This window comes from Novosphingobium sp. BL-S-21, from assembly GCF_055521655.1.
This window is the reverse complement of sequence record NZ_CM145495.1, coordinates 713,034-735,779: the sequence shown is the minus strand read 5'-3', so window position 1 is coordinate 735,779 and position 22,746 is coordinate 713,034. Positions and strand designations below refer to the sequence as shown.

The window sequence follows — 22,746 nt, the reverse complement described above, 5'->3', positions numbered from 1 at the left end:
GCACTACCCGTCGGGAGATCGATCCATGAACGCCAAGTCCACCAGCATCACTTTCGCCGCCACGGCCGCCCTGCTCGCTCTCGGCGCCGCTGCCAATGCCGTGCCCGCGAGCGCCCAGGACGCGAAGGCCGAAGCCATCCACTGCTACGGCGTCAACAGCTGCAAGGGCACTTCGGACTGCAAGACCGCCCAGAACGACTGCAAGGGCATGAACGTGTGCAAGGGCCACGGCTTCAAGGAAATGACCGCCAAGGCCTGCGCCGCTGCCGGCGGCCGCACCACCGAGGCCAAGTAACGTGCAGGACGGCCCGGGCGGTTTCGCTTCCGCCCGGGCCCGCCTTCCCCCCGCCAACCTGCCGCGAGCATGACCATGAACGCATCCGTCCCGACTTTTTCCGGCTATGGCCTCGGCCTTCGCAGGGAGCACTACCGCGACTTTCTCGAAACCGAGGTCGACGTCGACTTCGTGGAAGTGATCTCGGAAAACTTCATGGTCGATGGCGGCCGCCCTCGCGACATCCTGCGGCGCGTGCGGGAACGCCACCCGGTGGCGCTGCACGGCGTCTCGATGTCGATCGGCTCGGCCGACGGCCTCGACCGCGCCTATCTCGAAAGGCTGAAGGCACTCGTCGACGAGATCGAGCCGCTGTTCGTGTCCGACCACCTCAGCTGGTCGCGTTTCGAAGGCTTCAATTCCCACGACCTGCTCCCCCTGCCCTATACCGCCGAAGCGCTCGACGTGGTCTGCGCGAACATCGACCTGGCGCAGGATGTGCTGGGCCGCGCGATGCTGGTGGAGAACCCCTCCAGCTACGTCGCCTTCGACGGATCGACGATGAGCGAATGGGCCTTCATCGATGCCATGTGCCAGCGCACCGGCTGCCACCTGCTGCTGGACGTCAACAATATCCACGTCAGCGCCGTGAACCACGGCTTCGATCCGGTCGCCTATCTGGACGGCATCCCCGCCGCGCGGGTGCGCCAGGTCCATCTCGCGGGGCACAGCCAGGGCGAGGACATGCTGATCGACACGCATGACCGCCCCGTCCCGACCCCGGTCTGGACCCTTTACGAACATGCCATGAGCCGCCTCGGCCCGGTGGCGACGATGATCGAGCGGGACGACGCCATCCCCCCGCTGGACGAGCTGCTGGCCGAACTGGGGACGGCGCGCCGCATCGGTACGGCGGCCCGGCGAAAGGCGGCGGCATGAACCTCGCGGCACTTCAGGGCGATTTTCGCGGATGGCTGGTCGAAGCTTCCGAGCATGCGGCGCGCCGCATCGGCCCGGCCGCCCGGCCCGGCCTGTCGGTCTATCAGAACAACTATCGCACGCAGCTGGTCACATGCCTGGCCGAAACGCTGGGGCACACCCATGCCTGGCTGGGCGACGAAGCGTTTCTCGCCGCTTCCATCGCTCATATCGACGCGGTGCCGCCGCATGCCTGGACGCTGGACGTCTATCCCGCCGGCTTTGCCGAGACGCTGGCCCGCCTCTATCCCGGTGATGCGGAAGTGTCCGAACTGGCGGCGCTGGAATGGGCGCTGTCCCGCGCGTTCACGGCGCCCGATGCCGTGCCGATGTCACTGACCGATCTCGCGGCGGTCGACTGGGACACTGCCGTCCTCCACTTCGCGCCCAGCCTGCAGATCCTTCCCGCCACGACGAATGCGGCCGCGATCTGGTCGACTCTGGCTGCCGGCGAAACGCCGCCCGCAGCCGCGCTCTTGCCGGAAACCGCCGCGCTTCTGGTGTGGCGGCAGGACTTCGCCCCCACCTTTCGCACCATCGATGCCCTAGAAGAGCAGGCCATCGCCCTCTGCGCCGCGGGGCAGGATTTCACGGCGCTCTGCGCGTCGCTGGCCGAGACGCTGGGCGAGGAACCCGGCATGGCCCGCGCCGCCGCCCTTCTGGGCAAATGGATAGGCGACGGCCTCATCATCGGCGCGGCCCCGCCTTCGACCACCGCGTAACGACGGGGCCCGGCAGGCCCGCCATCCGCAAGTCATCGTCCATTCTTCCCCCGCGGTCGCCGGGGCCCTTGCATTGGGGCCGCCAGGATGTGCTAGGTGTCCAGCGGCAGTGCCGAGAGAGGATGAAGACCATGACCGCTATTCCCGAACGCCGTTTCCGCTCGCAGGACTGGTTCGCCGATCCTGCGCGGTCGGACATGGTGGCTCTCTATCTCGAGCGCTTCATGAACTACGGCATCACCCCCAACGAATTGCGCTCCGGCCGCCCGATCATCGGCATTGCGCAATCGGGCAGCGACCTGTCGCCCTGCAACCGCATCCACCTGGACCTCGCGAAGCGAGTGCGCGACGGCATTCGCGATGCGGGCGGGATCGCGATGGAGTTCCCCGTTCATCCCATATTCGAGAACTGCCGCCGCCCGACCGCCGCGCTTGACCGCAACCTGGCCTACATGGGGCTGGTGGAGATCCTCTACGGTTATCCGATCGACGCCGTGGTCCTGACCACCGGCTGCGACAAGACCACGCCTTCGCAAGTCATGGCCGCTTCCACGGTGGACATTCCCGCCATCGTCCTGTCCGGCGGGCCGATGCTGGACGGGTGGCACGAAGGCGATCTCGTCGGTTCCGGCACCGTCATCTGGCGCAGCCGCCGCAAGCTGGCGGCGGGCGATATCGACGAGGAGGAATTCCTCCAGCGTGCCTGCGACAGCGCACCTTCGGCCGGGCACTGCAACACCATGGGCACGGCTTCGACGATGAACGCCGTCGCCGAGGCGCTCGGCCTCTCGCTGCCGGGCTGCGCCGCCATCCCGGCGCCCTATCGCGAACGCGGCCAATACGCCTATGAAACCGGGCGCCGCATCGTCGAAATGGCGCACGAGGACTTGCGCCCCTCGCGGATCCTGACGCGCGACAGCTTCCTCAACGCCATCCGCGTGGTCAGCGCCATCGGCGGATCGAGCAATGCGCAGCCGCACATCATGGCGATGGCCCGACATGCCGACGTCGAATTGACCGCGGCCGACTGGACCGAACATGGCTACGACCTGCCGCTGATCCTCGACATGCAGCCCGCCGGACGTTTCCTGGGCGAACGGTTCCACCGTGCCGGCGGCGTCCCTGCGATCATGTGGGAACTGCAGCAGGCCGGCGTCCTCGCCGACCAGTGCCTGACCGTGACCGGCGAAACCCTGGCCGACAATCTCCAGGGCCGCGAAGCGCGCGACCGCGAGGTCATCCGGCCCTTCGCCTCGCCCTTGCGCGAAAAGGCCGGCTTCCTGGTGCTTTCGGGCAACCTGTTCGACTTCGGCATCATGAAGACTTCGGTGATCAGCGCCGAATTCCACGACCGCTACCTCTCCCGCCCCGGCTCGGAAGGCGCGTTCGAGGCGCGGGCGATCGTATTCGAAGGGGGCGAGGACTACCACCACCGCATCAACGATCCCGCGCTGCAGATCGATGCGGACTGCATTCTGGTCATGCGCGGCGCCGGTCCGCAAGGCTGGCCCGGCTCGGCAGAAGTCGTCAACATGCAGCCGCCAGATGCCCTGATCAAGCTGGGCGTGCAGTGGCTGCCAACCCTGGGCGACGGCCGCCAGTCGGGCACTTCGGACAGCCCCTCGATCCTCAACTGCTCGCCCGAGAGCGCCGCCGGGGGCGGGCTGTCGTGGCTGCGCACCGGTGACACCATCCGCATCGACATTCGCGCCGGCACCTGCAACGCCCTGGTGGACGAGGCCGAGATCGCCGCCCGCAAAGCCGAGGGGCCGCCGCCGATCCCCGAGAGCCATACGCCGTGGGAGGAACTGTTCCGCGAAAAGACCGGACAGATGGCTGACGGCGCGGTGATGGAGATGGCCGTCAAGTACCGCCGCATCGCCGAAAAAACGCCCCGTCACAATCATTGAGCGCCCATAATCACTGAGCGCCAAATCACTGAGTATCGCCATTGGCGAACACCGGGCGGGGAGCGATCCCCCGCCGCGCCGAATATCGAACACCTTCCTGCACCCGCGCCTTGCCAACCGCCAAGGCGCGGGGCACATCGCCAGGATGACGCTTGAACAGCTGCGCATCTTCATCGCGGTCGCCGAACGGGAGCATGTCACTCGGGCGGCCAGGGCGCTCAACGTCACCCAGTCGGCCGCAAGCGGCGCGATTGCAGCGCTGGAAATCCGCCACGACGTGAAGCTGTTCAACCGCGTCGGTCGCGGGATCGAGCTTACCGACGCCGGCCGGATGTTCCTGGACGAAGCCCGCGCCGTCGTCGCCCGTGCCGCCAGCGCCGAACTGGCCCTGGCGGAATATGGCGGCCTCAAGCGCGGGACATTGCGCCTCGTCGCCAGCCAGACCATCGCCGGCTACTGGCTGCCCGCGCGCCTTGCCGCATTCAAGCGCCGCTATCCGGGGATCGCGCTGTCGGTCGCCATCGCCAATACCGAGGCGAGCGCCCGCGCCGTCCATCTGGGCGATGCCGAACTGGGCTTCATCGAAGGCGCCGTCGACGATCCGGCGCTGGCACGCTGGCCGGTCGGCGCCGACCAGATGGTCATGGTCGGCCGGGAGCCGGTAGAGGCGGTCACCAACGACTGGCTTGCGAAAGCGCCCTGGGTCATGCGCGAGGAAGGCTCGGGCACCCGCTCGACGTTCGAAGCGGCGGTCCGCGATCGCGGTCTCGATCCCGGCGCGCTCGACGTGGTGCTGACGCTGCCGTCCAACGAAGCGGTCCTCGCCGCCGTTCTGACCGGCGCGGGTTACGGCGTCCTCTCCAAGCTGGTCGTCGATACCGCGCTGGCGGCCCGCTCCCTTCATGCCCTGCCGTTTCACCTGCCACGGCGGCCTTTCTTCGGGCTGCGGCAGAAGGAGCGCTATCGCAGCAAGGCGGCCGATGCCTTGCTCGACATCATCCGCGACCACGAAGCGCAGCCCGACTGGATCATCTGATCCGCGAGCAGGCCTGAATCGATCGACCGAAGCGATCGTACCGATGGAGACGCCGGCCAGCTTACACGTCTCGCGCAAGCCTTAGGCTGCCAGGACCGCCGATCCAAGGCGCGCGATCAATCTCTCCGACAGATTGGAACGACAACAACTCGCCATTAGTACGATCGGTCTTCGCAGAGCATCTGTTTCCTGACCCAAGGAGACAGCCGTGACACCGACCCTGCGCACCGGAGCGATCCGCCTGATCCCCGGCCTTGCGCTTTGCCTGGCCGTCACCGGCGCGGCTTACCTCTGCCAACGCGCCGAGCAGGCGCTTCTGGGGGAAGCCTGGCTGGAGGCGCTCGTGCTGGCGATCCTGATCGGCACGGCCTTGCGCTCCATCTGGACGCCGGATCCGCGCTGGCAGGCGGGGATCGCCTTCAGCGCGCGGTTCCTGCTGGAGGCGGCAGTGGTCCTGCTCGGCGTTTCCGTCAGTGCCGCGACGATCCTGGCGGCAGGACCGGCCCTGCTGCTCGGCATCGCGGCGGTAGTGGTGCTGGCCATTGCCGCAAGCTTCGTGGTCGGACGCCTGCTTCATCTGCCCGCGCGCATGGCCTTGCTCGTCGCTTGCGGAAATTCGATCTGCGGAAACTCGGCCATTGCCGCGGTTGCCCCCGTGATCGGCGCCGAAAGTGACGATGTGGCGGCCTCGATCGGCTTTACCGCCGTACTGGGCGTCGTCGTCGTTCTCGTGCTGCCGCTGTTCGGAGCGGCCCTGCACCTTGGCGGCTTGCAGTACGGCGCGCTCGCGGGGCTCACCGTCTATGCCGTGCCGCAAGTCCTCGCCGCTGCGGCGCCGCTGGGCTCGGTGGCCGTGCAGATGGGCACGCTGGTGAAGCTCGTGCGGGTGCTGATGCTCGGGCCGGTGTGCCTGCTGCTCTCCTTCGCCGCACCGCGTCTCTGCAACGAAACGGGAGGAACCTCGCCTCGCGACCCCGCCGGAGATCGCCCCGCCAGCGCGAGACCGGCGCTTCATCACCTTGTGCCCTGGTTCATCGTCGGGTTCCTGGCCCTGATCGCGCTGCGCTCGTTCGGCCTCGTGCCGGAGCGCCTGATCGCGCCCGCCGAGACTACGGCGACCTGCCTGACCGTCGTGTCGATGGCAGCGCTCGGACTGGGCGTCGATGTCCGCACGGTGGCGTCCGCCGGCGGCCGGGTCACGGCCGCCGTGGTCCTTTCACTGCTGGTGCTGGGCGCGATGAGCCTGGCGCTGGTCCTGACCCTTCACATGGCCTGACCCCTTGCATGCCTGACCGGAGACAGGTTGCCCGTCAGGCCCGGTGCAGCGCCGCAGCATCGGGCGCCACTTCGTAGCGCATCAGCGTCCGCACGGTGCCGTCCGGCTTTTCCACGTCGTCCATCACCTTCACATGCGTGGTCCAAAGCCGCGGCGTCACATCGAACACCTGATAGCCCCTGCGATCGGTGTAGAGATCGAGGTTGGGATTGTTGTCGAGAACGTGCGCCAGCCCGGCCTCGCCATGGCCGTTGCCCCCGGACGAGATCGAGGTCGCCAGGAACTCGACCGCGACGGCCTTGCCGTCCGGCGCCTCGTCGCGCTCCGGCACGATGCCGGCCGCGTGCTTGTGATGATCGCCCGTGGCGATCACGACATTGGTCAGCCCGTTTTTGCGGATGCTTTCCACGAGGCGCGCCCTGGCCGGGCGATAGCCATCCCAGAGATCCGTCTCGAACGTGGGCTTGCCGGCCCCCGCCGCGCGCACGTCAAGCGGCATGACGATGACCTGCTGGGCCAGCAGGTTCCATGTCGAGGGCCGTGAAAGCCCCTCGTCCAGCCACGCTTCCTGCGCATGACCCAGCATCTGCGGGCTGGCATGGGCCTCCGGCGTACAGGCATCCGAACGCGCCACATCGCCGCAGGACTGGTCGGTGCGAAAGGTCCGCGTATCCAGCACATGGGTGCGCAGCAATTGCCCGTAGTCGAGCCGGCGATAGGCCGTGATGCCCTGCGTCCCGGGGAACATCGCGCGGCGCACCGGCATGTTCTCGTACCAGGCCTGCATGGCCGCCATGCGGCGCAGCAGGAACACTTCGGGCGGCGTGCCGTCCTGATCGAAGTCGCCCGCCCAGTTGTTGTCCACTTCGTGATCGTCGAACGAGGCCGCGAAAGCGCAGGCCTGGTGCGCCGCCTTGAGGTGCGGGTCGGCCTTGTACTGCGCGTAGCGGCGACGATAGTCGTCGAGGCTGTAGATCTCGTCGCCCGCATGTTGCCGAACGGCCTTCGGGTTGCCGCGGCCTTCGTAGATGTAGTCGCCATAGTGGAATACGAGGTCGAGGTCCGGCTCCTGCGCCAGGGCGCCCCAGGCGTCGAAGAAGCCCGCCTCCCAGTGCTGGCACCCCGCCACGCCGATGCGCAGGCGATCGACGGCGGCTTGCGCGGCGGGCGCCGTGCGGGCCATGCCGACTGGGCTGGTATCGCTGCCGGCCGCCGTGAAGCGGTACCAGTAGTGGCGATGGGGCTGCAGGCCGAACAGTTCGACGTTAACCGAATGCCCCAGTTCGGGCCGCGCCAGTGCCTGCCCCTTCTTCACGACCCGGCGGAAGCCCGCGTCTTCGGCCACTTCCCAGCCCACCGGCACGGCAGCCTGCGGCATCCCCCCGTGCTCATCGAGCGGGCGCGGGGCCAGCCGGGTCCAGATCACGAAGCCGTCCGGCCAGGGATCGCCCGAAGCCACGCCCAGCGTGAAAGGATCGGCGCCGAGCGGGCGGGTCAGTACCGCGGCGGAGGCAGGCACGCCCGCCAGAAGCGCCAGGCCGCCGCCGGCCCTCATCAGGGTGCGGCGATCCAGGCTCATGAAAGGGGAGAACGAAAGCATGGGGGTTCTCCTGGTCAAGGGGCAGTGAGCGGCGCGGGTGCCGATCCTGTTTCCGGGTCGTAGTGCGGACCTGCGGGATCCTGCGGGCGCGGATCGCCCTCTCCCGGCCGGGCGCTTTCCTTCCAGGCGCGGGTCAGCAGGTCACGCAGCATGGCGGCGCCTGCCGCGCTGCGGCGGTAGACGAATTCGCGGCCCTCGCGGCTCGCCGGGTCTGCCAGCACCCCGCGCTTGTCGAGCGCGAAGATCGTCTCCACGTCCCGGCTGCTCTCGTTCAGGAACGTGAGGACGTGGGTGAAGAGGTCACCTTCCTGCCGCTGCGGCACGCCGATGCGCTTTTCGAAATCGGCCGGTTGCAGATCGATGGAATCCGCATAGCCGATCTCGAAATGGCCATGGATGCCGCCGCTGCGATTGTAGTTCCTGGGATTGTCGCCGAACCAGCCCTCGCAATGGATGCTGACGTGGTGCGGGTTGGTGCCATCGGCAATATAGTGCGACATCCAGGCGGTGTAGAATGCCAGCGTCTGCTCGATATGCGCGGTCGGTTCCCCCTTCGAACGCTTGGACCGCAGGCTCCGCATCCCGGCCACGATGCGGCCGTAGCCTTCCATCACGGCATAAGGCATCGTGCCCGTCCAGCGCACGTTGAGGCGCTCGGCGGCCTTGGGGTCGGTCTTGACCACCCGCTCATGCTCGCGGTGGAGCGCCAGCACGAAGGCATAGCGGGAGCGCGGCACCGGATCGAGGAAACGGAGCCGCTCGACGAACCAGGTATGGTTGGGATCCTCGTCGATCTTGGAGAACGGCTCCGAGGAAGACCGCCAGGTATCCGGCGCCCCCGCCTCTTCGCCGATATATTCGGCATATCGGCGCAGGAACACCGGGCCGTCGTCCGGCAGCGTATCGAGCGCGGCCTGGTCGATCACCGCGTGGCCCCGCCCGCCCCAGGCGAGAGCGGCGGGAGCGTACACGGTCGCAAGCAACGAAAGGGCGGCAAAGGCAAGTCTGCGCATGGGAGAAGGTTTCCGCAAGAAAGGCAAAGGGCCGGCCGGCGCCTGCAGCGCCGGGCCGGCCGGAATGTCAGAAGTTGTACGAGATGCCGACGTAAGCGCGGCGACCCGAGTAGACCGAGCTGGTCAGGCGGTCCTTGGTGTCGCTGCCCAGGTACTGCCACTCGTGCGACTTGGTGAGGTTGATGATCGAGGCAGTGAGCATCAGGCCGTCCCGGATCTCGTAGGAGGCGTTAAGGTCCACCTGCTCGTAAGGCGCGGTATAACTGTTGAGGCCCGAGGACAGGCCGCCCACCACGGTTCCGCGGCGGTTGTACGAGGCGCGCAGCAGCATGCGGCGGGTCTCGTAGAAGACCGAGGCGTTGAACTGCGTCTTGGCGCTGCCCACCAGCGGCGAGGTGCCGACTTTCTCTCCGTCGAGCGTCACGTCGGCGGTCGAGGTGTCGTTGTAGGTGAAGTTCACTTGCGCGCCGAGGCCGAAGGGCAGCGTGTGCTGCGCATAGACTTCGACGCCCTGCGAGACGGCGCTCGATCCGTTGGCGACCGTGGAGTACGATTCGATCAGCACTTGATCGCCGGCCACGTCGCGGGTCACGTCCATCACCAGCGGAACGATGAAGTTCGACACGTCCTTGCGGAAAGCCGTGGCGCCGACGACCGATCCGGGGCGGAAGTACCATTCCAGGCCGATGTCGTACTGCCAGGCCTTGAACGCCTTGAGCTGCGAATTGCCGCCGCTGCCCGACCAGCCGGCGAATTCGCCGAACTGGTCACGGTCGAAGGCATAGGCTTCCGACTTGTAGGTCAGCGAACGCGCCCCGGCGAGGTCCGAGATCGAGGGCCGAGACACCACCTTGGCCACCGCGCCGCGCAGCAGCAGCGTGGGGGTGATGTCATAGGACAGGTTCAGGCTGGGCAGGACATCGGTGTAGCTCTTGCGTTCGTGCAGGCGAATGTTCTCGATGATCTCGCGACTGGCCAGCGGCAGGACCTGGCAATTGCCGTCCGCGCCCAGAGGGCGATTGGGATCGAACGGGCCGCCCGGTCCGTCGACGCAGTAGTCGACGAGGTACTGGAGGCGGTCCGAGGTCTCGTCGCGCTGGATGGTCTTGACGACGCGCAGGCCCAGGTTGCCGCGAAGGCCTCCGCTGCCGAAGTTCGCCTGGGCATAGCCGCCCAGCGCTTCCTCGCTGAGATTGTAGACGTTGTTCGGCTCCGGCTCGCGCACCGAGGGGCCGTAGCGCTCATTGATGATGTCGAGATAGCGCTTGAAATCCACGCCGGGATAGAGGTTGGCGCTGAACCCGCCGTTGATGTTGCCCATCGGCGTATCGTAGAAGTATTCCGGCTGCGCCACGGCGCCGGCCGGCGTGTTCTGGTAGCGGATCTTGTTCTCCGCATCGGCGTACCATTCGTTGCGCCCGGTCTCGCGGTGGACCTTCAGGCGGCGCCATTTCCCGCCGAGCTGGATCGAGCGCAGGAAGCTGCCATCGAACGAGCGGGTGAGGTCCAGCTGGACGTAAGGCTGATCGATCGCGCTGTTGGTGAAGCTGGAATTGGTGCCGCCGATGTCGATCTGGGCCACGCCGTTCATCAGGTTCTGCTGCAGTTCGGGCGAGAACTCCATCGCCACGCCCTTGCTGCTGAGATCCCAGGCGCTGAGGAAGTTGCCGTTCTGCTCCTGGCCCGTCACGGTGATGCGCGGCTTGGCCGCGATCTGGAACCGCATCGTCGGGCCGCCGCGGGACGCGGTCTTGCCCACCTTCAGCACGGCGTCGAAACGGTCGCGCTTGTAATGCGCCTCGCCTTCGAACGTCTGCGAGTGCTGCTTCTCCTTGGAATAATAGCCCGTGAGGCGCGGCGTCTCCATCGTGCACATCGGCGTCGCGGCAAGGCAGGGCGCGCCGTCGACCGAGAAGGCGGCGGACTTCATCACCGTGCCGCTCTGGTCGAACACCGCGTCGCTGAAGAACTTGCCATATCCCCACTCGGGAATGGTTAGCTGGTTCATCACATAGTCGCTGCTATATTCGAAACGGAAGTAGTTCGCAGTAATCGTCAGGTTTTCGGTCGGACGGAACTGCGCGGTCGCCTGGATGCCGAAGCGTTCACGATCCTGGTCGAAGACTTCGGCGCGCACGGACTGCGGCGCCCAGTATCCGGTGTAGTGATCGCCGTCGATCGTGCTCTGGCCGCCGCCGGTCCAGTAGGAGACCGCCGCATCGTTGGCGATCGGATTGCCGTTCACGTCGGTCGCGCGTTCGAGGACCTGGCCATCGGCGCCGCGATCGCTCCACCAGCGCCAGGTGCCCGCGGTGGAGCGCATCTCGCGGTTGGTGCGCTTCTGGTAGACGCCGCCGACCAGGAAACCGATCGTCTCGTCCTCGTTCTTCCACGAGAACTGCGCGCCGATCTGCGGCTCGAACTTGTCGCTATTGTCCGAATACGTGCCTTCGGCGGAGATGAAGCCGGATCCGGCAGGCACGTCGAAGGGACGGCGGGTGTTCAGGATGATCGTGCCGCCGATGCCGCCTTCTTCCAGTCGTGCCTCGGAAGACTTGTAGACTTCGGTGCTGGCGATGAAGTTGGCGGGCAGCATCACATAGTTGAATGAGCGCTGGGGATCGCCGCTGTCGGCGCCGGCCAGGAAGTTGCCGTTCAGCAAGGTCTGCGTAAGACCGGGCTGCAACCCGCGAATGCTGACGCGGGAACCTTCGCCGCCGTCGCGGGTGATGACCACGCCGGGCATGCGCTGCAGGGCATCGGCGACGTTCTTGTCGGGAAACTTGCCGATGTCTTCCGCATTGATGACTTCGACGAAGGCATTGGCCTGGCGCTTCTGCTCCAGGCTTTCCTCGATCGACTGGCGATAGCCGGTCACGACGATGTCGGGCTCCGGGGCCGGTTCACTCGCCGCAGCAACGGGACCGTTTCCCTCCGTGGCCTGGGCCAGCGCCACCACCTGACCGTCATCGCCCACCACGCGCAGGCCCGAACCGGCGATCAGCTGGCTCAGCGCTTCCTGCCGGGTCATCGTGCCGCGCACCGAGGCCGCCGTCAGCCCGCGGATCTTGGCCGCCGGATAGACGATCTTCACTTTGGCCTGCTTCGAGAATGCGATCAGCGCCTGGCCCAGCGACTGCGACGGAACGTCGAAATAGATCGTGGCAGCCTGCGCCGGAACGGCAAGCATCGCGGTCGAGGCGACCATGGCGGCGACAAGCGAATTGAACCTACGGACGGACATGAAAATCTTACCCCCGATATGGCGCAACGTCTGCGCCATTCGCGGGGATGACGGGATTGAAAAGGTTTGCCTCCAAGTCGAAGCAAAAAAATTCAGCGGATCAGTTCGTAACCCGCCGCATTGGTCACGACACGTGCGTTCAGGCTCAGGGACACGGCCTGGAGGAACTGGTCCGGCCGGTCGAGATCGAAGCGACCGCCGATCTTTTCACGCGCCAGTTCGGAATCGCCCACCGTGATCTTGCGCGTGAGATGCCGGTTGAACTCGCTCGCCGCCTCCGCCACGGATTCGTCGAGGAAAACGATCTCGCCCATCCGCCATGCCATCAGCGAGGCCACCTGCTCCGTGCTGCGCGTTTCCAGGCGCGGCGAGCCGTCCTCGACCAGGATGACCGAATCGTTGCGGCGCAAGGTCAGGCCGCTCGCGGTCTGCGGCAGATGCAGCGCCGCGCCGTCCACCAGCGTCAGTTCCGCATGGCCGTCCTCGATCCTGACGTCGAACAGGCCCGGCGCCAGCGGCAGCGAAGCGTCGTTGGCGCGCAAGGTCGCCGCGCCGCCGTGCCGCAAGTCCAGCGCCATCTCGCCGCGGTCCAGCCGGAGTGTCCGCTCGTGGCGGCCGAACCGCCAGGACAGTGCACTGTCAGTATTGAGGTAGGCGACACTGCCGTCGGGCAAGGCCACGCGCTTCGTCTCGCCAATCCCGGTCTTCGCCGAATCCCAGGCATAAGCGCGCTCGGCCAGGAAGCCGGAGCCGAGCACGGCCATCGGCACGCCCACGGCGGCAACCTTGAGCCACTGCCGCCGACTGACGCGCAAAGGCACGGCCGGGGCGACCGGAGCCCCGGCGATGCCCTCCCATTTCGCGACGATCCGCGCATAGGCCACGGCGTGGGCAGGATTGCCGGTGCGCCACGCCTCGAACTCATCCGGACGCGCGGTTCCCGCGTCCAGCGCCGCGAACCAGCGCGAGGCTTCCGCAAGAAGGGCATCCTGACCCAGAGGATCTTTCGAATTCGTCATGTATCGCGGCGTCTGCAGTGGGTTGCGATCGGCTAAGTGTCGGTCCTGAGACCCTCGTCTATCAAGCTGGCGCAAATCAGAGAAGCATCTTCTCCCGCACGTCTTCCGATGGCGCCTCGCAAGTGCGGTCCTGCGGGGTCAAGGCGTGGGTCAGAAGTTCGACCGCGCGCGCCAGGCGTTTCTCGAAAGTGGACACGCTGATGCCGAGATCGCTGGCGATCTCTCGCGGGGTTTCCTCTGCAAAGCGGCGGCGCACCAGCGCGATCCGGCAACGCTCCGGCAGGGTTGCGATAGCTTTCTGGACATGCGCCATCTGCATCCGCGCGGCGACGGTGCGGAAACTGTCGGGCGTATCGTCCGCAACTTCGTGCAGCGACAGTTCGGGCAGCGGCTGCATGGTCACGACCCGGGCCTGGCGGATACGCTCGATCGCCTGGTTGTGGATCATGCGCATCACATAGCCCGGCGGATTGGCAATGGCGCTCCACCCATCGAGCGTGAACAGCTTGGCGTAGACGTCCTGCACGATATCGCCCGCCTCCTCGTCGTTGCGAACGGTGCGGCGCGCATAAGCGAGATAGGCCCGCTCATGCGGCAGGACTTCGTCGACGAACCAACGATCAATCGGGCGAACTTGAGGCGCGGTCACGGCGAATGGCTCGGCAGCGAGAAGAGGACGGCCCGCGACTAAGCGACTATAATGTAAGTTTTGCTACATGGACCGAGAATAGACGCTGCGTCGGTCTGGCGCGAATGGCATTGCACGGTTCTGCAGCCGGTCGAACCGGAAATGCTCTCACCGGCCGGCAGAAAGAATCGCGCCCTCGCGGCAGATCGCCGCGAGGCGCGGATCAGGCTTCGAAGCCCTTCAACGCGGCCGCAGCCTCATCGAATGCCTTCCAGACCGTACCGGCAAGCGCCGCGCCCACGCTGCAGCGGCGGGCGCCCAGTCGCGCGTAATCCGGGATGGTGTCGAAACTGGCGACCAGCACGTTGACCGGCTTGGGCGCGACGGCGGCGATCAGTTCGGCAACGGCGCCATGATCGAGCATGAAAGGCACGAACAGGACATCCGCGCCGGCTTCGCTATAGGCGACCGCACGCGCGATCCATTCGGCGGCCGGCGTTTCCGGCGCGCGGAAGAATTCGCTTCGCCCCACCAGCAGGACATCGGGATCGAGCGCTTCGCGCACGGCCGCGATACGTTCGGCCCCAAGGCTTCGGTCGTAGATCGCGCTACCCGACCAATCCTCGATCGACAGGGCGGCAATGCCGGTGGCCGCCGCGCGCACGGCATTGGCGGCGACCACATCAGGTGCGTCCGCGAACCCGTTCTCGAAATCCGCATTCACCGGCAGGCCGGTTGCCGCGACCAGCATTTCGAGATGCGCGACCGCTTCGTCGCAGCTCAGCTGGCCGTCATCCTTGCCCAGCGCCCAGGCCGCACCGGCACTGGTGGAGGCGATGGCCTGGAAACCCTGGGCTTCAAGCCGTTTCGCGCTGCCGGCATCCCAGGCATTGGGGAGAATGAAGAAGCCATCCTGGTGCAATGCGCGAAAGCGGGCGCGTTTTTCCTCGGTGTTGAGCATGACGATTCCCGTTGAAAGTTCTCGTCATGTTCTACCTCGCCGAACAGGATGCTGCAACCGGGATTGGACGCCGTCATGCTTCCGGCACCGCAATCGCCGCCCCCCCCGCAAGGGCCCGCGGGATTACCGCAGCGGTTCGATGATCGAGGCGATGTCCTGTTCCCCATGTCCGGCCGCCGCCGCATCGAGGAACCGCCCCCGCGCCGCCTCCGCAATGGCGGACGGAATTCCGGCCTCGGCAAGGGCCTGACCGGCGTAGCTCAGGTCCTTGGCCATCAGCGGCACGAAGAAGTGCGGATCGTAGGCCCGGTCGAGCATGCGACGCGAGACGGCCTTGAGCAGCGGACTGCCCGGGGCGCCTTCGGTGAGGACCGAGACGGCCTGCTCCACGTTGAGTCCGCGCTTTTCGAACAGCGCCAGGGCTTCGGCCAGGCTGGCCGCCTGGACGCCGCAGAGGAAGTTGTTGGCGAGCTTCACCGTGGCACCGCTGCCGACCGGGCCGAGATGGACCGTCGCGCTTCCCATCGCGTCCAGCACGGGACGCGCGGCTTCGAGGACGTCCGCTGCCCCGCCGACGAGAAAGCGCAGCGCGCCTTGCGCCGCCTGATCGCGGCTGCCGGTCACCGGTGCTTCCAGGAACCGCACGCCGCGCGCCTCGGCCAGCGCCGCCAGTTCGGTCACCCAACCGCCAGTGAGCGTGCTGGAATCCAGGGCGATCGCCCCTTCGTGCATGGCCGCCAGAGCGCCGTCTTCGCCGGTCCAGACCGCGCGGGACACCGCATCGTCGGCCAGCATGGCGATGACGATCGCAGCCCCGTTTCCGGCATCCGCCGGTGAGGCCGCAATCCGCGCGCCCTCATCCGCCAGCGGCTGCGCCTTGTCCGCGCTGCGGTTCCACACGGCGACCTCGAAGCCCGCTGCCAGCAATTGCCGCGCCATGCCGGAGCCCATGATACCCAGGCCGAGCACGGCCACTTTCATCCTCGTCATCCGATCACCTTGAAGCGCGAGAGGGCATCCTCGTCGATTTCGAGGCCGAGCCCCGGAAGATTGTCGTCCAGGTCGATGTACCCGTCCACCGCCTGCGGCTCACCCTTGAAGATGTACCAGAAGAGCTCGTTGCCGACTTCTACGTCCACCATCGGGAAGTACTCCGCAATCGGAGAATTGAGGCTGGCCATCACCACATGGTAATTGTGCATCTGCCCGGCATGGGGGACGACCGGGATGGAATAGGCTTCCGCCAGCGCCTGGATCTTGCGCGCGGCGGTGATGCCGCCCACCCGGTTGGTGTCGAACTGGAAGTAGTCGAGCGCCCTGGCCTCGATCATCTGGCGGAAGCCGAAGCTGGTGAATTCGTGCTCGCCCGCCGCGATGGGGGTAGTGCCGAAGCGGCGCAGCTCGTGATAGCCGTTGATGTCGTCGGGGATGATCGCCTCTTCCAGCCAGCGCAAGTTGAACGGCTCTATCAGCCGCATCATGCGCTTCGCATAGTCGAGGCTCCAGCCCATGTAGGCATCGGCCATGATGTCGATCTCGTCCCCCACGGTCTCGCGCACGGTGCGGAGCAGTTCGACGTTGTGGGCCATGCCCTCTGCGCCGTCGATGGGCCCCCAGCCGAAGCGCAGCTTCATCGCCTTGTAGCCTTGCGCCTTGTAGCGGGCGGCTTCTTGGGCGAGTTCGTCCAGCGGGACCGAATAGAGACGGCTGGCGTAGACCGGGATCTTCGCCTTGGTGCGCCCGCCCAGCAATCGGAATACCGGCTGTTTCGCAGACTTGCCCATGAGATCCCAGATCGCGATATCGAGCGCGGAAATGGCCACCAGCGCCACGCCCTTGCGCCCGAAGGCCATCGTCTTGCGGTACATGTGCTGCCAGAGAAACTCGCTGTCCCACGGATCCTGCCCGATCAGCAGGGGCGCGAGGTACTGGTCGATCATCTGCTTGGTGACGAGCGGCGCCAGCGCGGCATTGCCGATCCCGACAAGCCCCTGATCGGTGAATATCTCCACGATCAGCCAGCCATGGAACGTGAAGGTGCCCATGGTCTCGGGCGACAGCATGGGGGACACGAGGTCCATGGGATTGGTGCAGAAATGCGGTGGCAGCGGCACGGTATCGCCCTGCCACTGGACGACGCGGGTGCGGACTTCGGTGATCTTCAAGGCAGGACCTTTCCTGAAAAATCAAGTTGCGAGATGCGGGGAATGGTGAGGCAGATCAGCGCGAAGGCGATCAGGTGGAGCATGGCGGCCACGGTCAGCACGGGCGGGTAGCCCAGCCCCATGTCGAGCGCCAAGCCTGCCGCCTGCCCCATGACGATGCCGCCGAAAGCGCCGCCCAGGCCGACCAGCCCGGCCAGCCGCCCCAGCGCGCGGCGCGGAACCAGGTCGGTCGGCAGGGTCATGACCAGGGTGGACCAACTTTGCTGGCCGAAGAAGGCGAGGCTGAAGATCGCGATCACGGCGGCGACCGAAGCGGTCGCCGGCACAAACATGACCCAGGGCATGCAGGCGGCGCTGGCGGCGAGCGCGATCTTGCGGGCGGCGTTGACCGAATGACCCGTCGAAAGCAGGCGGCTCGACAGCCAGCCGCCGCAGAGGCTGCCCACGCCCGAGGCGGCATAGGGAATCCAACCGATGGTGGCGGCCTGCTTGAGGTCGAAGCCATGCGCCTCGAACAGGTACTTGGGCAGCCAGAACAAGTAGAAGTACCACGCGCCGTCGCTGAGGAACTTGGCGCAGACGACGCCGCGCACCTCGCGGCGGGCGACCAGCCCGGCCAGCGTCGGCGCGGGGCCGCTCGTCACTTCCGCGTCCGCGCTCTCGGGCGGCGTGCGATAGGTCAGGAACCACCAGACCGCCCAGGCCAGGCCGAGGCCGCCGGTAAGAAAGAACACCCAGCGCCAGCTCGCCAGGCCGAACCAATGGCCATAGGCCAGCACGCCTGCGATCAGCGGCGGTGCGATGACCGCGCCGACCGCCGTGCCGGCATTGACCAGTCCCATGGCCGCCGCGCGGTGGCGGGGCGCGAACCATTCGGCGATGGCGCGGGTGGCGGCGGGGAAGCCCCCGCCCTCCCCCATGCCCAGCAGCAGGCGGCTGACGACCAGCGCCACGATCCCGCCCGCAAACCCGTGGCTGGCGCAGGCCAGGGACCAGAACACCATGATCGCCAGAAAGCCGGCACGCGTTCCCACGCGGTCGAGCAGCCAGCCACCACCCAGATACATGAGGCCATAGGTGGTCAGGAAGGCGGAATCGAGGAAGGCCTTGGTCTGGTTGCCGATCGGGATATCGGCTTCGATATACTTGATCGCCCAGGGCAGGGTCTGGCGGTCGAGATAGCTGATGGCGATGGCGACGGCGATCATGGCCGCAATCGCCCAGCGTCCCCGTATCGGACCTGATCCTGTCTCAGGCCTTGCCCCTGTCCCGGCCACGGCTTCCACGTCCGCCATCCTCACTGAGCGTCGAGCATGACCAGGGCGACACCCTGACGCGGCAGGCGCAGCGAGACACGGGCATCCTTGCCGCTTGCGCTCACGGCGATCCGCTCCGCCTGCATGCGCGACGCGGCTTCCAGCTGGGCATATTGGTTCTGGTCGGGAGACTGGGGCGATCCCATCTTCTGCCAGGCCGCGAAGGCATTGGCGTGGTCGCGGTCCACCCGCCACAGGCTCGCCCCGGCGGGCGGGACCTTGAGGCCCTTGAGGTTGACGGTCACCTGGGCGTCGGGCCCGGCGACGTCATCGTCGTGATAGTGCCAGAGCAGCAGCGCCACTTTGCCCTCGGCGGTTCGCGTGGCGATGGAGCCGATGTCGGCATTGCCTTGCACGCCTTGCGCCATCACGGCTTCGAGCGGGATCTGCGCGGCGTTGACCGTCGCCAGCTTCGTCTCGCCAAGCTGGGCGAACATGCGGAATACGTTGAGCACCGGCAGGTCGACGCCATTCGTGGAAAGCTGGCGATAGCCGGCGAACCAGGGCTGGTCTTCGAACTCGAAGGACCAGGACAGCACGCCTTCCAGGTTGACCTTGCGCTTCTGCGCCAGTTCCCAGATCCGCGCGAAGCTGGCCGCCGTGTAGCTGGAATACATCGTGCCGTTGCGATAGTCGTTCTGCGGGCCGGGGCAGGCCGCGCAGCCCTCCGGATCGCTTTCTCCGATCACCACCGGCTTGCCCGCCAGCGCAGGGATCGACAGCACTTTGGTGAAACCGCCATCGGTCTCGCGCAGATGCGTGGCTATGCCCATGCGGACATGCCCGTCCACGAAGGAGGGCTTGCCCTTGGCATGGAACGAGAGAAAATCGGTGGGCGTGCCGGTCTGGCCGGTCGCATAGTTCTTTCCCGAGGATACGTGCTTGAGGAAACCGTCCATGAACGTGCCGCCGGGCCCCGCCACATCCGGCCCACCCACGCGCGCGCTCGGCAGGGCCTTGCGGATCGCTGCAATGGCGTAGTCGTGCAGCTTGTAGAATTCCTCGGGGCTTGCCGACCAGTAGAAGTTGGAATTGGGTTCGTTCCAGACTTCGAAGTACCAGCTTTCCACCTCCGCCTTGCCGTAGCGCTCGATATTGTGGAGCGTCCACTGGCGCACCAGTTCCGCCCACTTCTCGTAATCCTTCGGCGGATAGGTCCAGCCGGTGGCGATCAGTTTGTAGTCGAAGCCTGGGCGCCAGCTATGCTGGTAAGGCGTGCCCTTGGGCGCGCTGGACAGGGCCTCCGGCATGAAGCCGATCTGGAGATAGGGCCGCACGCCGCGCGCCAGATAGGCGTCGATGATCCCGTCCACCACCGTCCAGTCGTAGACCGGCTTGCCGTCCTGGCCTTCGCTGTAGGCATTGGTGCTGCCCCACTTGAAGGCCGGCGTGCCATCGCCCGAACTCAGGAGGTTATGAGCGCGGAAGTAGACCTGGCCGGACTTCAGTTTGCCCAGTTCGACCAGCAGCTTGCGGCCGTCCTTCATCGTCGCGTAGTTCGGCTCGTCGGCACCGAAGAACCGCCACACGGGGGGCAGCTTGCCCTCGGCCCGGGCGGTATCGACGGTGACGGTCACGTCCCTAGCGGTATCGGCCAGCGCCGTCCCGGCCTTGCCGGCCGCCGTCTGCGCATGGACCGGCAGGGGAAGCGTCATGAACGCGGCCATTGCAGCGATCGCCCTGGATATCGTCATCGGGTCATCCTCTTGAATGGGAGCATTGCCAAAGTCCTCACATCTTGGCCCGGAAACCGAGCGCGATGGTGCGGGTGTAAAGGACCGTATCGCGCGGGAAGAGCGCCGGGTCGTTGAAAGAGGTCTTGTAAAGGTTCTTCAACACATTGGTCGCGTCCAGCACGACCGTGAAGTCCGGATTGATCTCATAGGAGAATGACAGGTCAAGGTTGCTGATCTGTCCATTGGTGATGAAATTCGGATTGATGCCGGTGAAGTGCAGTCCGGCGTTGTACTTGTCGCGCCAGACGTAGGATGCGCGGCCCGAGAAACCGCCCTTCTCATAGATCAGCGTCGCGCTGGCGGAATACTTGGAGACGTTCTGGAACGGGATGTCCATGTATCCGGTGACGCCCGGCAGGGGAGAGAGCGCCTTGTTCTTGCCGTCGATATAGGTGCCGTTCGCGCTCACGCCGATGCCGTCGAGCCAGGTGGGCAGCCCCTTGGGGAACAGGGTCACACCGCCCTCGATCCCCTGGATCTTGCCCGAGCCCGAGTTTTCCGGCCGGGTAATCTGGTAGACGCCGTTGTCGGCCCCGAGGTAGTCGATATCGAAATTGCTGGTGACGGACTGGATGAAGCCCGTCACGTCGCGGCGGAACAGGGTGGCGGTGATCGAGCTGGACCGATCAATGTACCATTCCAGCGACAAGTCGTAATTGTCCGAGCGGATCGGCTTCAGGTCGGCATTGCCGCTGCTGCCGCGTCCGAAAGGCTGCTGTCCCGGGACGGGCGGCGTCAGCGTCACTGCCGGGTTGAGCTGGGCGAAGCTGGGCCGGGTGATCGTCTTGCTGGCGGCGAAGCGCAGGAACAGATTGTCCTTCAGCTTGTAGCGCAGCGCCAGGCTGGGCAGGACGTCGGTGCTCTCATTGCGGATCGTGACGGGCGAGGTCGCCCCGCGCAGGACCAGGAAGGCGTTCGACGTGATGTCGGTGCGGATAACCCGCAAGCCGATCTGCCCATCCAGCCGCCCCGCCTCGATATTGGCCTGCAGATAGCCCGCATAGTTCTTCTCGGTGATGTCGAAGTGCTGCGTATCCTGGAAAGCCGGATCGGCGGCGGCCAAGCCGAAGGTCTGGCGCAAGTCGCCGATCCGATCGAGCAGGTAGCTGGTGGAAGGCGTCGCCCATTGCCGCGCATAAGGCCGCGTGCCCTTGTAGAACCCGCCGGGAGTCAGCGTCATCAGGCCGGGCAGATCGTCCGCCTTGATGGAGTAGCATTTGACCGCGCCGGTGGCGGAGCAGTTGACGGTCTGCACGAAGGAGTCCGACCTCGCATCCCGTTTGCTGATGCGGGCGCCGGCGTCGATCCCGGAAAAGATCAGGAATGGCGAGCGGTAGGAGACGTCCGCACGCCACGCCAGCTCCTTGCCGTCACCCACGGTGCGCGTCGTCGAGAGGCGCGAAAGATAATAGCGTGACGGATCGGCGATGTCGTCGGCGGGGAGCACGAAAGTCGGCGTTCCCGAACCATTGTTGAACACCGCATCCGTGCGCGCCGCGATGAAATCGACATCGAGGTTGTTGGCGATGTCGGTGGCCTTGGAGCGCGTATAGGAAAACTCGCTCGATGCCTCCCAGTCGCCGCTCTTCCAATCCGCCCCGAGCGCGCCCTGGTAGCGGTCCGCGGTGTTCTGGTAGGCCTGCCCGAACTGCGCCACGCGCCCGCCGGCGATGCTCAGCGACTGCACCAGCTTGGTGTCGTCCACGAACTGGAGCGGCGAGAGCAGCGTGCCGTTCATCGAGGTGAAGTTCTGGTTGCCGTTGCCCTTTTCGCGGTAGCCGTAGAACAGGCCGTCGGCATGGACGCTCAGCCGGTCGTCCGGCGCCCATTGCAGCGCGGCGTTCACGGCGGGCCGCTTGCGCGTGCCGATCCGGTCGAAGGCACCGATGACATCGGTGCGGAACACCCGGGGGTCGGCGGCGCCGGTTCCGCGCGGGTCGAGCGGTACGCCGGGCGTGTAAGGCGCGCGGCTGTTGTCCAGATTGTAGCCGAAGTAGCCGCCGCCGAAGATGGTCTCGTCGCGGTAGCGGGTCTGGTGGAATGAAACGCTCACCAGCGCGCCGATCTCGCCGATGCCGGTGGACCAGCGATCGGTCAGCAATGCGCTGGCATAGGGGTCGATCTTGTCGGCCTGTTCGCTGTAAACCTCACGGCCGGCCAGCGCGAGCTGGAAACCCTTGAAGTCGAACGGCCGCCTGGTCCGCACGTCGATAAGACCGGCGATGCCGCCTTCGAGCTGCTCCGCGGAACGGGACTTGTAGACGTCGACGCCGGCCACCAGATCCGCCGGAACGTCTGCAAGCGAGAGCGAGCGGCCGGTGGTGGTGAAGATGTTGCGCCCATTGATGAGCGTCACCACGTCGGGCAGCCCGCGGATCAGCACGGTGGCGGATTCCCCGCGGGCGCGCGGAGCGACCTGGACGCCGGGCACACGCTGGAGCGCTTCCACGACATTGTTGTCCGGCAGCTTGCCGATGTCCTCGGCCACGACCGAGTCCACCAGTTGCTGGGCGTTGCGCTTGATGTTCTGCGCGGAAGAGAGGCTGGCCCGCATGCCGGTGACGATGATGTCCTGGCTGGAAACGCCCGGGTCCGGCGCTTCGCCCCCGCGCCCGGCTGCCACGGCCTGAGCGGCATCCTGCGCAGAGTCTGGCCCGGAAACCTGTGCGGAGTTCCGCGCCGCGTCCTGAGCGGCGTGGGCGGTGCCTGATAGCGTGAAAAGGATGGCGATCGCGGATGCGCTGCCCAGACCAAATCCAGTTTTCATGATATCCCCTCCGAGTCTGTCTTTTATTTCTCATACTAGATTGCCGATCATTCCCGGCATGACAAGCCTGATTCCGGCATATCGCTGCTTCAAAGCCAAAT

At 66.3% G+C, this 22,746-nt stretch carries 17 protein-coding genes; 6 read left to right on the top strand and 11 right to left on the bottom strand.

Features of this window, described 5'->3' with window-relative positions; translation table 11 throughout:
- Positions 1-25: 25 nt before the first annotated feature.
- The 6 genes from bufA2 to ACZ1J6_RS02795 all read left to right on the top strand — a co-directional run bounded on the left by bufA2 (position 26) and on the right by ACZ1J6_RS02795 (position 6,196).
- On the top strand, positions 26-295 hold the full coding sequence (gene bufA2 / locus ACZ1J6_RS02820) for a BufA2 family periplasmic bufferin-type metallophore (RefSeq protein ID WP_132266749.1): 270 nt from the start codon (positions 26-28) through the stop codon (positions 293-295).
- 75 nt (positions 296-370) lie between these two features.
- Positions 371-1,213 (top strand): MNIO family bufferin maturase, encoded by an 843-nt coding sequence (gene bufB / locus ACZ1J6_RS02815; protein ID WP_134094396.1) that lies wholly within the window; start codon positions 371-373, stop codon positions 1,211-1,213.
- Positions 1,210-1,974, top strand: coding sequence for an HvfC/BufC N-terminal domain-containing protein (locus ACZ1J6_RS02810; protein ID WP_134094395.1), 765 nt, complete (start codon positions 1,210-1,212; stop codon positions 1,972-1,974). The genes bufB and ACZ1J6_RS02810 overlap by 4 nt, the downstream gene beginning before the upstream one ends.
- Positions 1,975-2,105: 131 nt before the next feature.
- Complete coding sequence (locus tag ACZ1J6_RS02805) at positions 2,106-3,884, top strand: IlvD/Edd family dehydratase (protein WP_134094394.1); 1,779 nt, start codon at positions 2,106-2,108, stop codon at positions 3,882-3,884.
- A gap of 145 nt (positions 3,885-4,029) precedes the next feature.
- Positions 4,030-4,920, top strand: coding sequence for a LysR family transcriptional regulator (locus ACZ1J6_RS02800; RefSeq protein ID WP_134094393.1), 891 nt, complete (start codon positions 4,030-4,032; stop codon positions 4,918-4,920).
- A gap of 208 nt (positions 4,921-5,128) precedes the next feature.
- A complete protein-coding gene (locus ACZ1J6_RS02795) occupies positions 5,129-6,196 on the top strand; it encodes a YeiH family protein (RefSeq protein WP_431567533.1) in 1,068 nt (355 codons plus the stop codon).
- 34 nt (positions 6,197-6,230) lie between these two features.
- Here ACZ1J6_RS02795 and ACZ1J6_RS02790 read toward each other — a convergent pair whose 3' ends face one another.
- The 11 genes from ACZ1J6_RS02790 to ACZ1J6_RS02740 all read right to left on the bottom strand — a co-directional run bounded on the left by ACZ1J6_RS02790 (position 6,231) and on the right by ACZ1J6_RS02740 (position 22,645).
- Positions 6,231-7,796: an alkaline phosphatase D family protein gene (locus tag ACZ1J6_RS02790; RefSeq protein WP_465127385.1), complete on the bottom strand. Its 1,566-nt coding sequence runs from the start codon at positions 7,794-7,796 to the stop codon at positions 6,231-6,233.
- A 14-nt stretch (positions 7,797-7,810) separates the two neighbouring features.
- Positions 7,811-8,809, bottom strand: coding sequence for a phospholipase C/P1 nuclease family protein (locus tag ACZ1J6_RS02785; protein WP_134094390.1), 999 nt, complete (start codon positions 8,807-8,809; stop codon positions 7,811-7,813).
- A 67-nt stretch (positions 8,810-8,876) separates the two neighbouring features.
- Positions 8,877-12,053, bottom strand: a complete 3,177-nt coding sequence (locus ACZ1J6_RS02780; protein ID WP_243841021.1) for a TonB-dependent receptor — start codon at positions 12,051-12,053, stop codon at positions 8,877-8,879.
- Between the two features lie 92 nt (positions 12,054-12,145).
- Entirely contained in the window at positions 12,146-13,072 is a 927-nt protein-coding gene (locus tag ACZ1J6_RS02775; RefSeq protein WP_134094389.1) for a FecR family protein, read from the bottom strand.
- A gap of 76 nt (positions 13,073-13,148) precedes the next feature.
- On the bottom strand, positions 13,149-13,721 hold the full coding sequence (locus ACZ1J6_RS02770) for an RNA polymerase sigma factor (RefSeq protein WP_132266766.1): 573 nt from the start codon (positions 13,719-13,721) through the stop codon (positions 13,149-13,151).
- A gap of 202 nt (positions 13,722-13,923) precedes the next feature.
- Positions 13,924-14,661 (bottom strand): isocitrate lyase/PEP mutase family protein, encoded by a 738-nt coding sequence (locus ACZ1J6_RS02765; protein ID WP_134094388.1) that lies wholly within the window; start codon positions 14,659-14,661, stop codon positions 13,924-13,926.
- Between the two features lie 123 nt (positions 14,662-14,784).
- Positions 14,785-15,651 (bottom strand): NAD(P)-dependent oxidoreductase, encoded by an 867-nt coding sequence (locus ACZ1J6_RS02760; RefSeq protein WP_134094387.1) that lies wholly within the window; start codon positions 15,649-15,651, stop codon positions 14,785-14,787.
- Entirely contained in the window at positions 15,648-16,826 is a 1,179-nt protein-coding gene (locus ACZ1J6_RS02755; protein WP_134094386.1) for an L-rhamnonate dehydratase, read from the bottom strand. The genes ACZ1J6_RS02760 and ACZ1J6_RS02755 overlap by 4 nt, the downstream gene beginning before the upstream one ends.
- A complete protein-coding gene (locus ACZ1J6_RS02750; protein ID WP_134094385.1) occupies positions 16,823-18,034 on the bottom strand; it encodes an MFS transporter in 1,212 nt (403 codons plus the stop codon). The genes ACZ1J6_RS02755 and ACZ1J6_RS02750 overlap by 4 nt, the downstream gene beginning before the upstream one ends.
- Positions 18,035-18,123: 89 nt before the next feature.
- On the bottom strand, positions 18,124-19,836 hold the full coding sequence (locus tag ACZ1J6_RS02745) for a GH39 family glycosyl hydrolase (RefSeq protein WP_134094384.1): 1,713 nt from the start codon (positions 19,834-19,836) through the stop codon (positions 18,124-18,126).
- A gap of 37 nt (positions 19,837-19,873) precedes the next feature.
- Complete coding sequence (locus ACZ1J6_RS02740; RefSeq protein WP_134094383.1) at positions 19,874-22,645, bottom strand: TonB-dependent receptor; 2,772 nt, start codon at positions 22,643-22,645, stop codon at positions 19,874-19,876.
- Positions 22,646-22,746 lie beyond the last annotated feature (101 nt).

Bases quoted from the DNA above. Each gene is read 5' to 3' on its own strand.
- ACZ1J6_RS02765 (WP_134094388.1), bottom strand. From the start codon at position 14,661: ATGCTCAACACCGAGGAAAAACGCGCCCGCTTTCGCGCATTGCACCAG.
- ACZ1J6_RS02800 (WP_134094393.1), top strand. From the start codon at position 4,030: ATGACGCTTGAACAGCTGCGCATCTTCATCGCGGTCGCCGAACGGGAG.
- ACZ1J6_RS02805 (WP_134094394.1), top strand. From the start codon at position 2,106: ATGACCGCTATTCCCGAACGCCGTTTCCGCTCGCAGGACTGGTTCGCC.
- bufB (WP_134094396.1), top strand. From the start codon at position 371: ATGAACGCATCCGTCCCGACTTTTTCCGGCTATGGCCTCGGCCTTCGC.
- ACZ1J6_RS02760 (WP_134094387.1), bottom strand. From the start codon at position 15,651: ATGACGAGGATGAAAGTGGCCGTGCTCGGCCTGGGTATCATGGGCTCC.
- ACZ1J6_RS02790 (WP_465127385.1), bottom strand. From the start codon at position 7,796: ATGCTTTCGTTCTCCCCTTTCATGAGCCTGGATCGCCGCACCCTGATG.
- ACZ1J6_RS02745 (WP_134094384.1), bottom strand. From the start codon at position 19,836: ATGACGATATCCAGGGCGATCGCTGCAATGGCCGCGTTCATGACGCTT.
- ACZ1J6_RS02750 (WP_134094385.1), bottom strand. From the start codon at position 18,034: ATGATCGCCGTCGCCATCGCCATCAGCTATCTCGACCGCCAGACCCTG.
- ACZ1J6_RS02780 (WP_243841021.1), bottom strand. From the start codon at position 12,053: ATGTCCGTCCGTAGGTTCAATTCGCTTGTCGCCGCCATGGTCGCCTCG.
- ACZ1J6_RS02775 (WP_134094389.1), bottom strand. From the start codon at position 13,072: ATGACGAATTCGAAAGATCCTCTGGGTCAGGATGCCCTTCTTGCGGAA.
- ACZ1J6_RS02740 (WP_134094383.1), bottom strand. From the start codon at position 22,645: ATGAAAACTGGATTTGGTCTGGGCAGCGCATCCGCGATCGCCATCCTT.
- ACZ1J6_RS02810 (WP_134094395.1), top strand. From the start codon at position 1,210: ATGAACCTCGCGGCACTTCAGGGCGATTTTCGCGGATGGCTGGTCGAA.
- ACZ1J6_RS02785 (WP_134094390.1), bottom strand. From the start codon at position 8,809: ATGCGCAGACTTGCCTTTGCCGCCCTTTCGTTGCTTGCGACCGTGTAC.
- bufA2 (WP_132266749.1), top strand. From the start codon at position 26: ATGAACGCCAAGTCCACCAGCATCACTTTCGCCGCCACGGCCGCCCTG.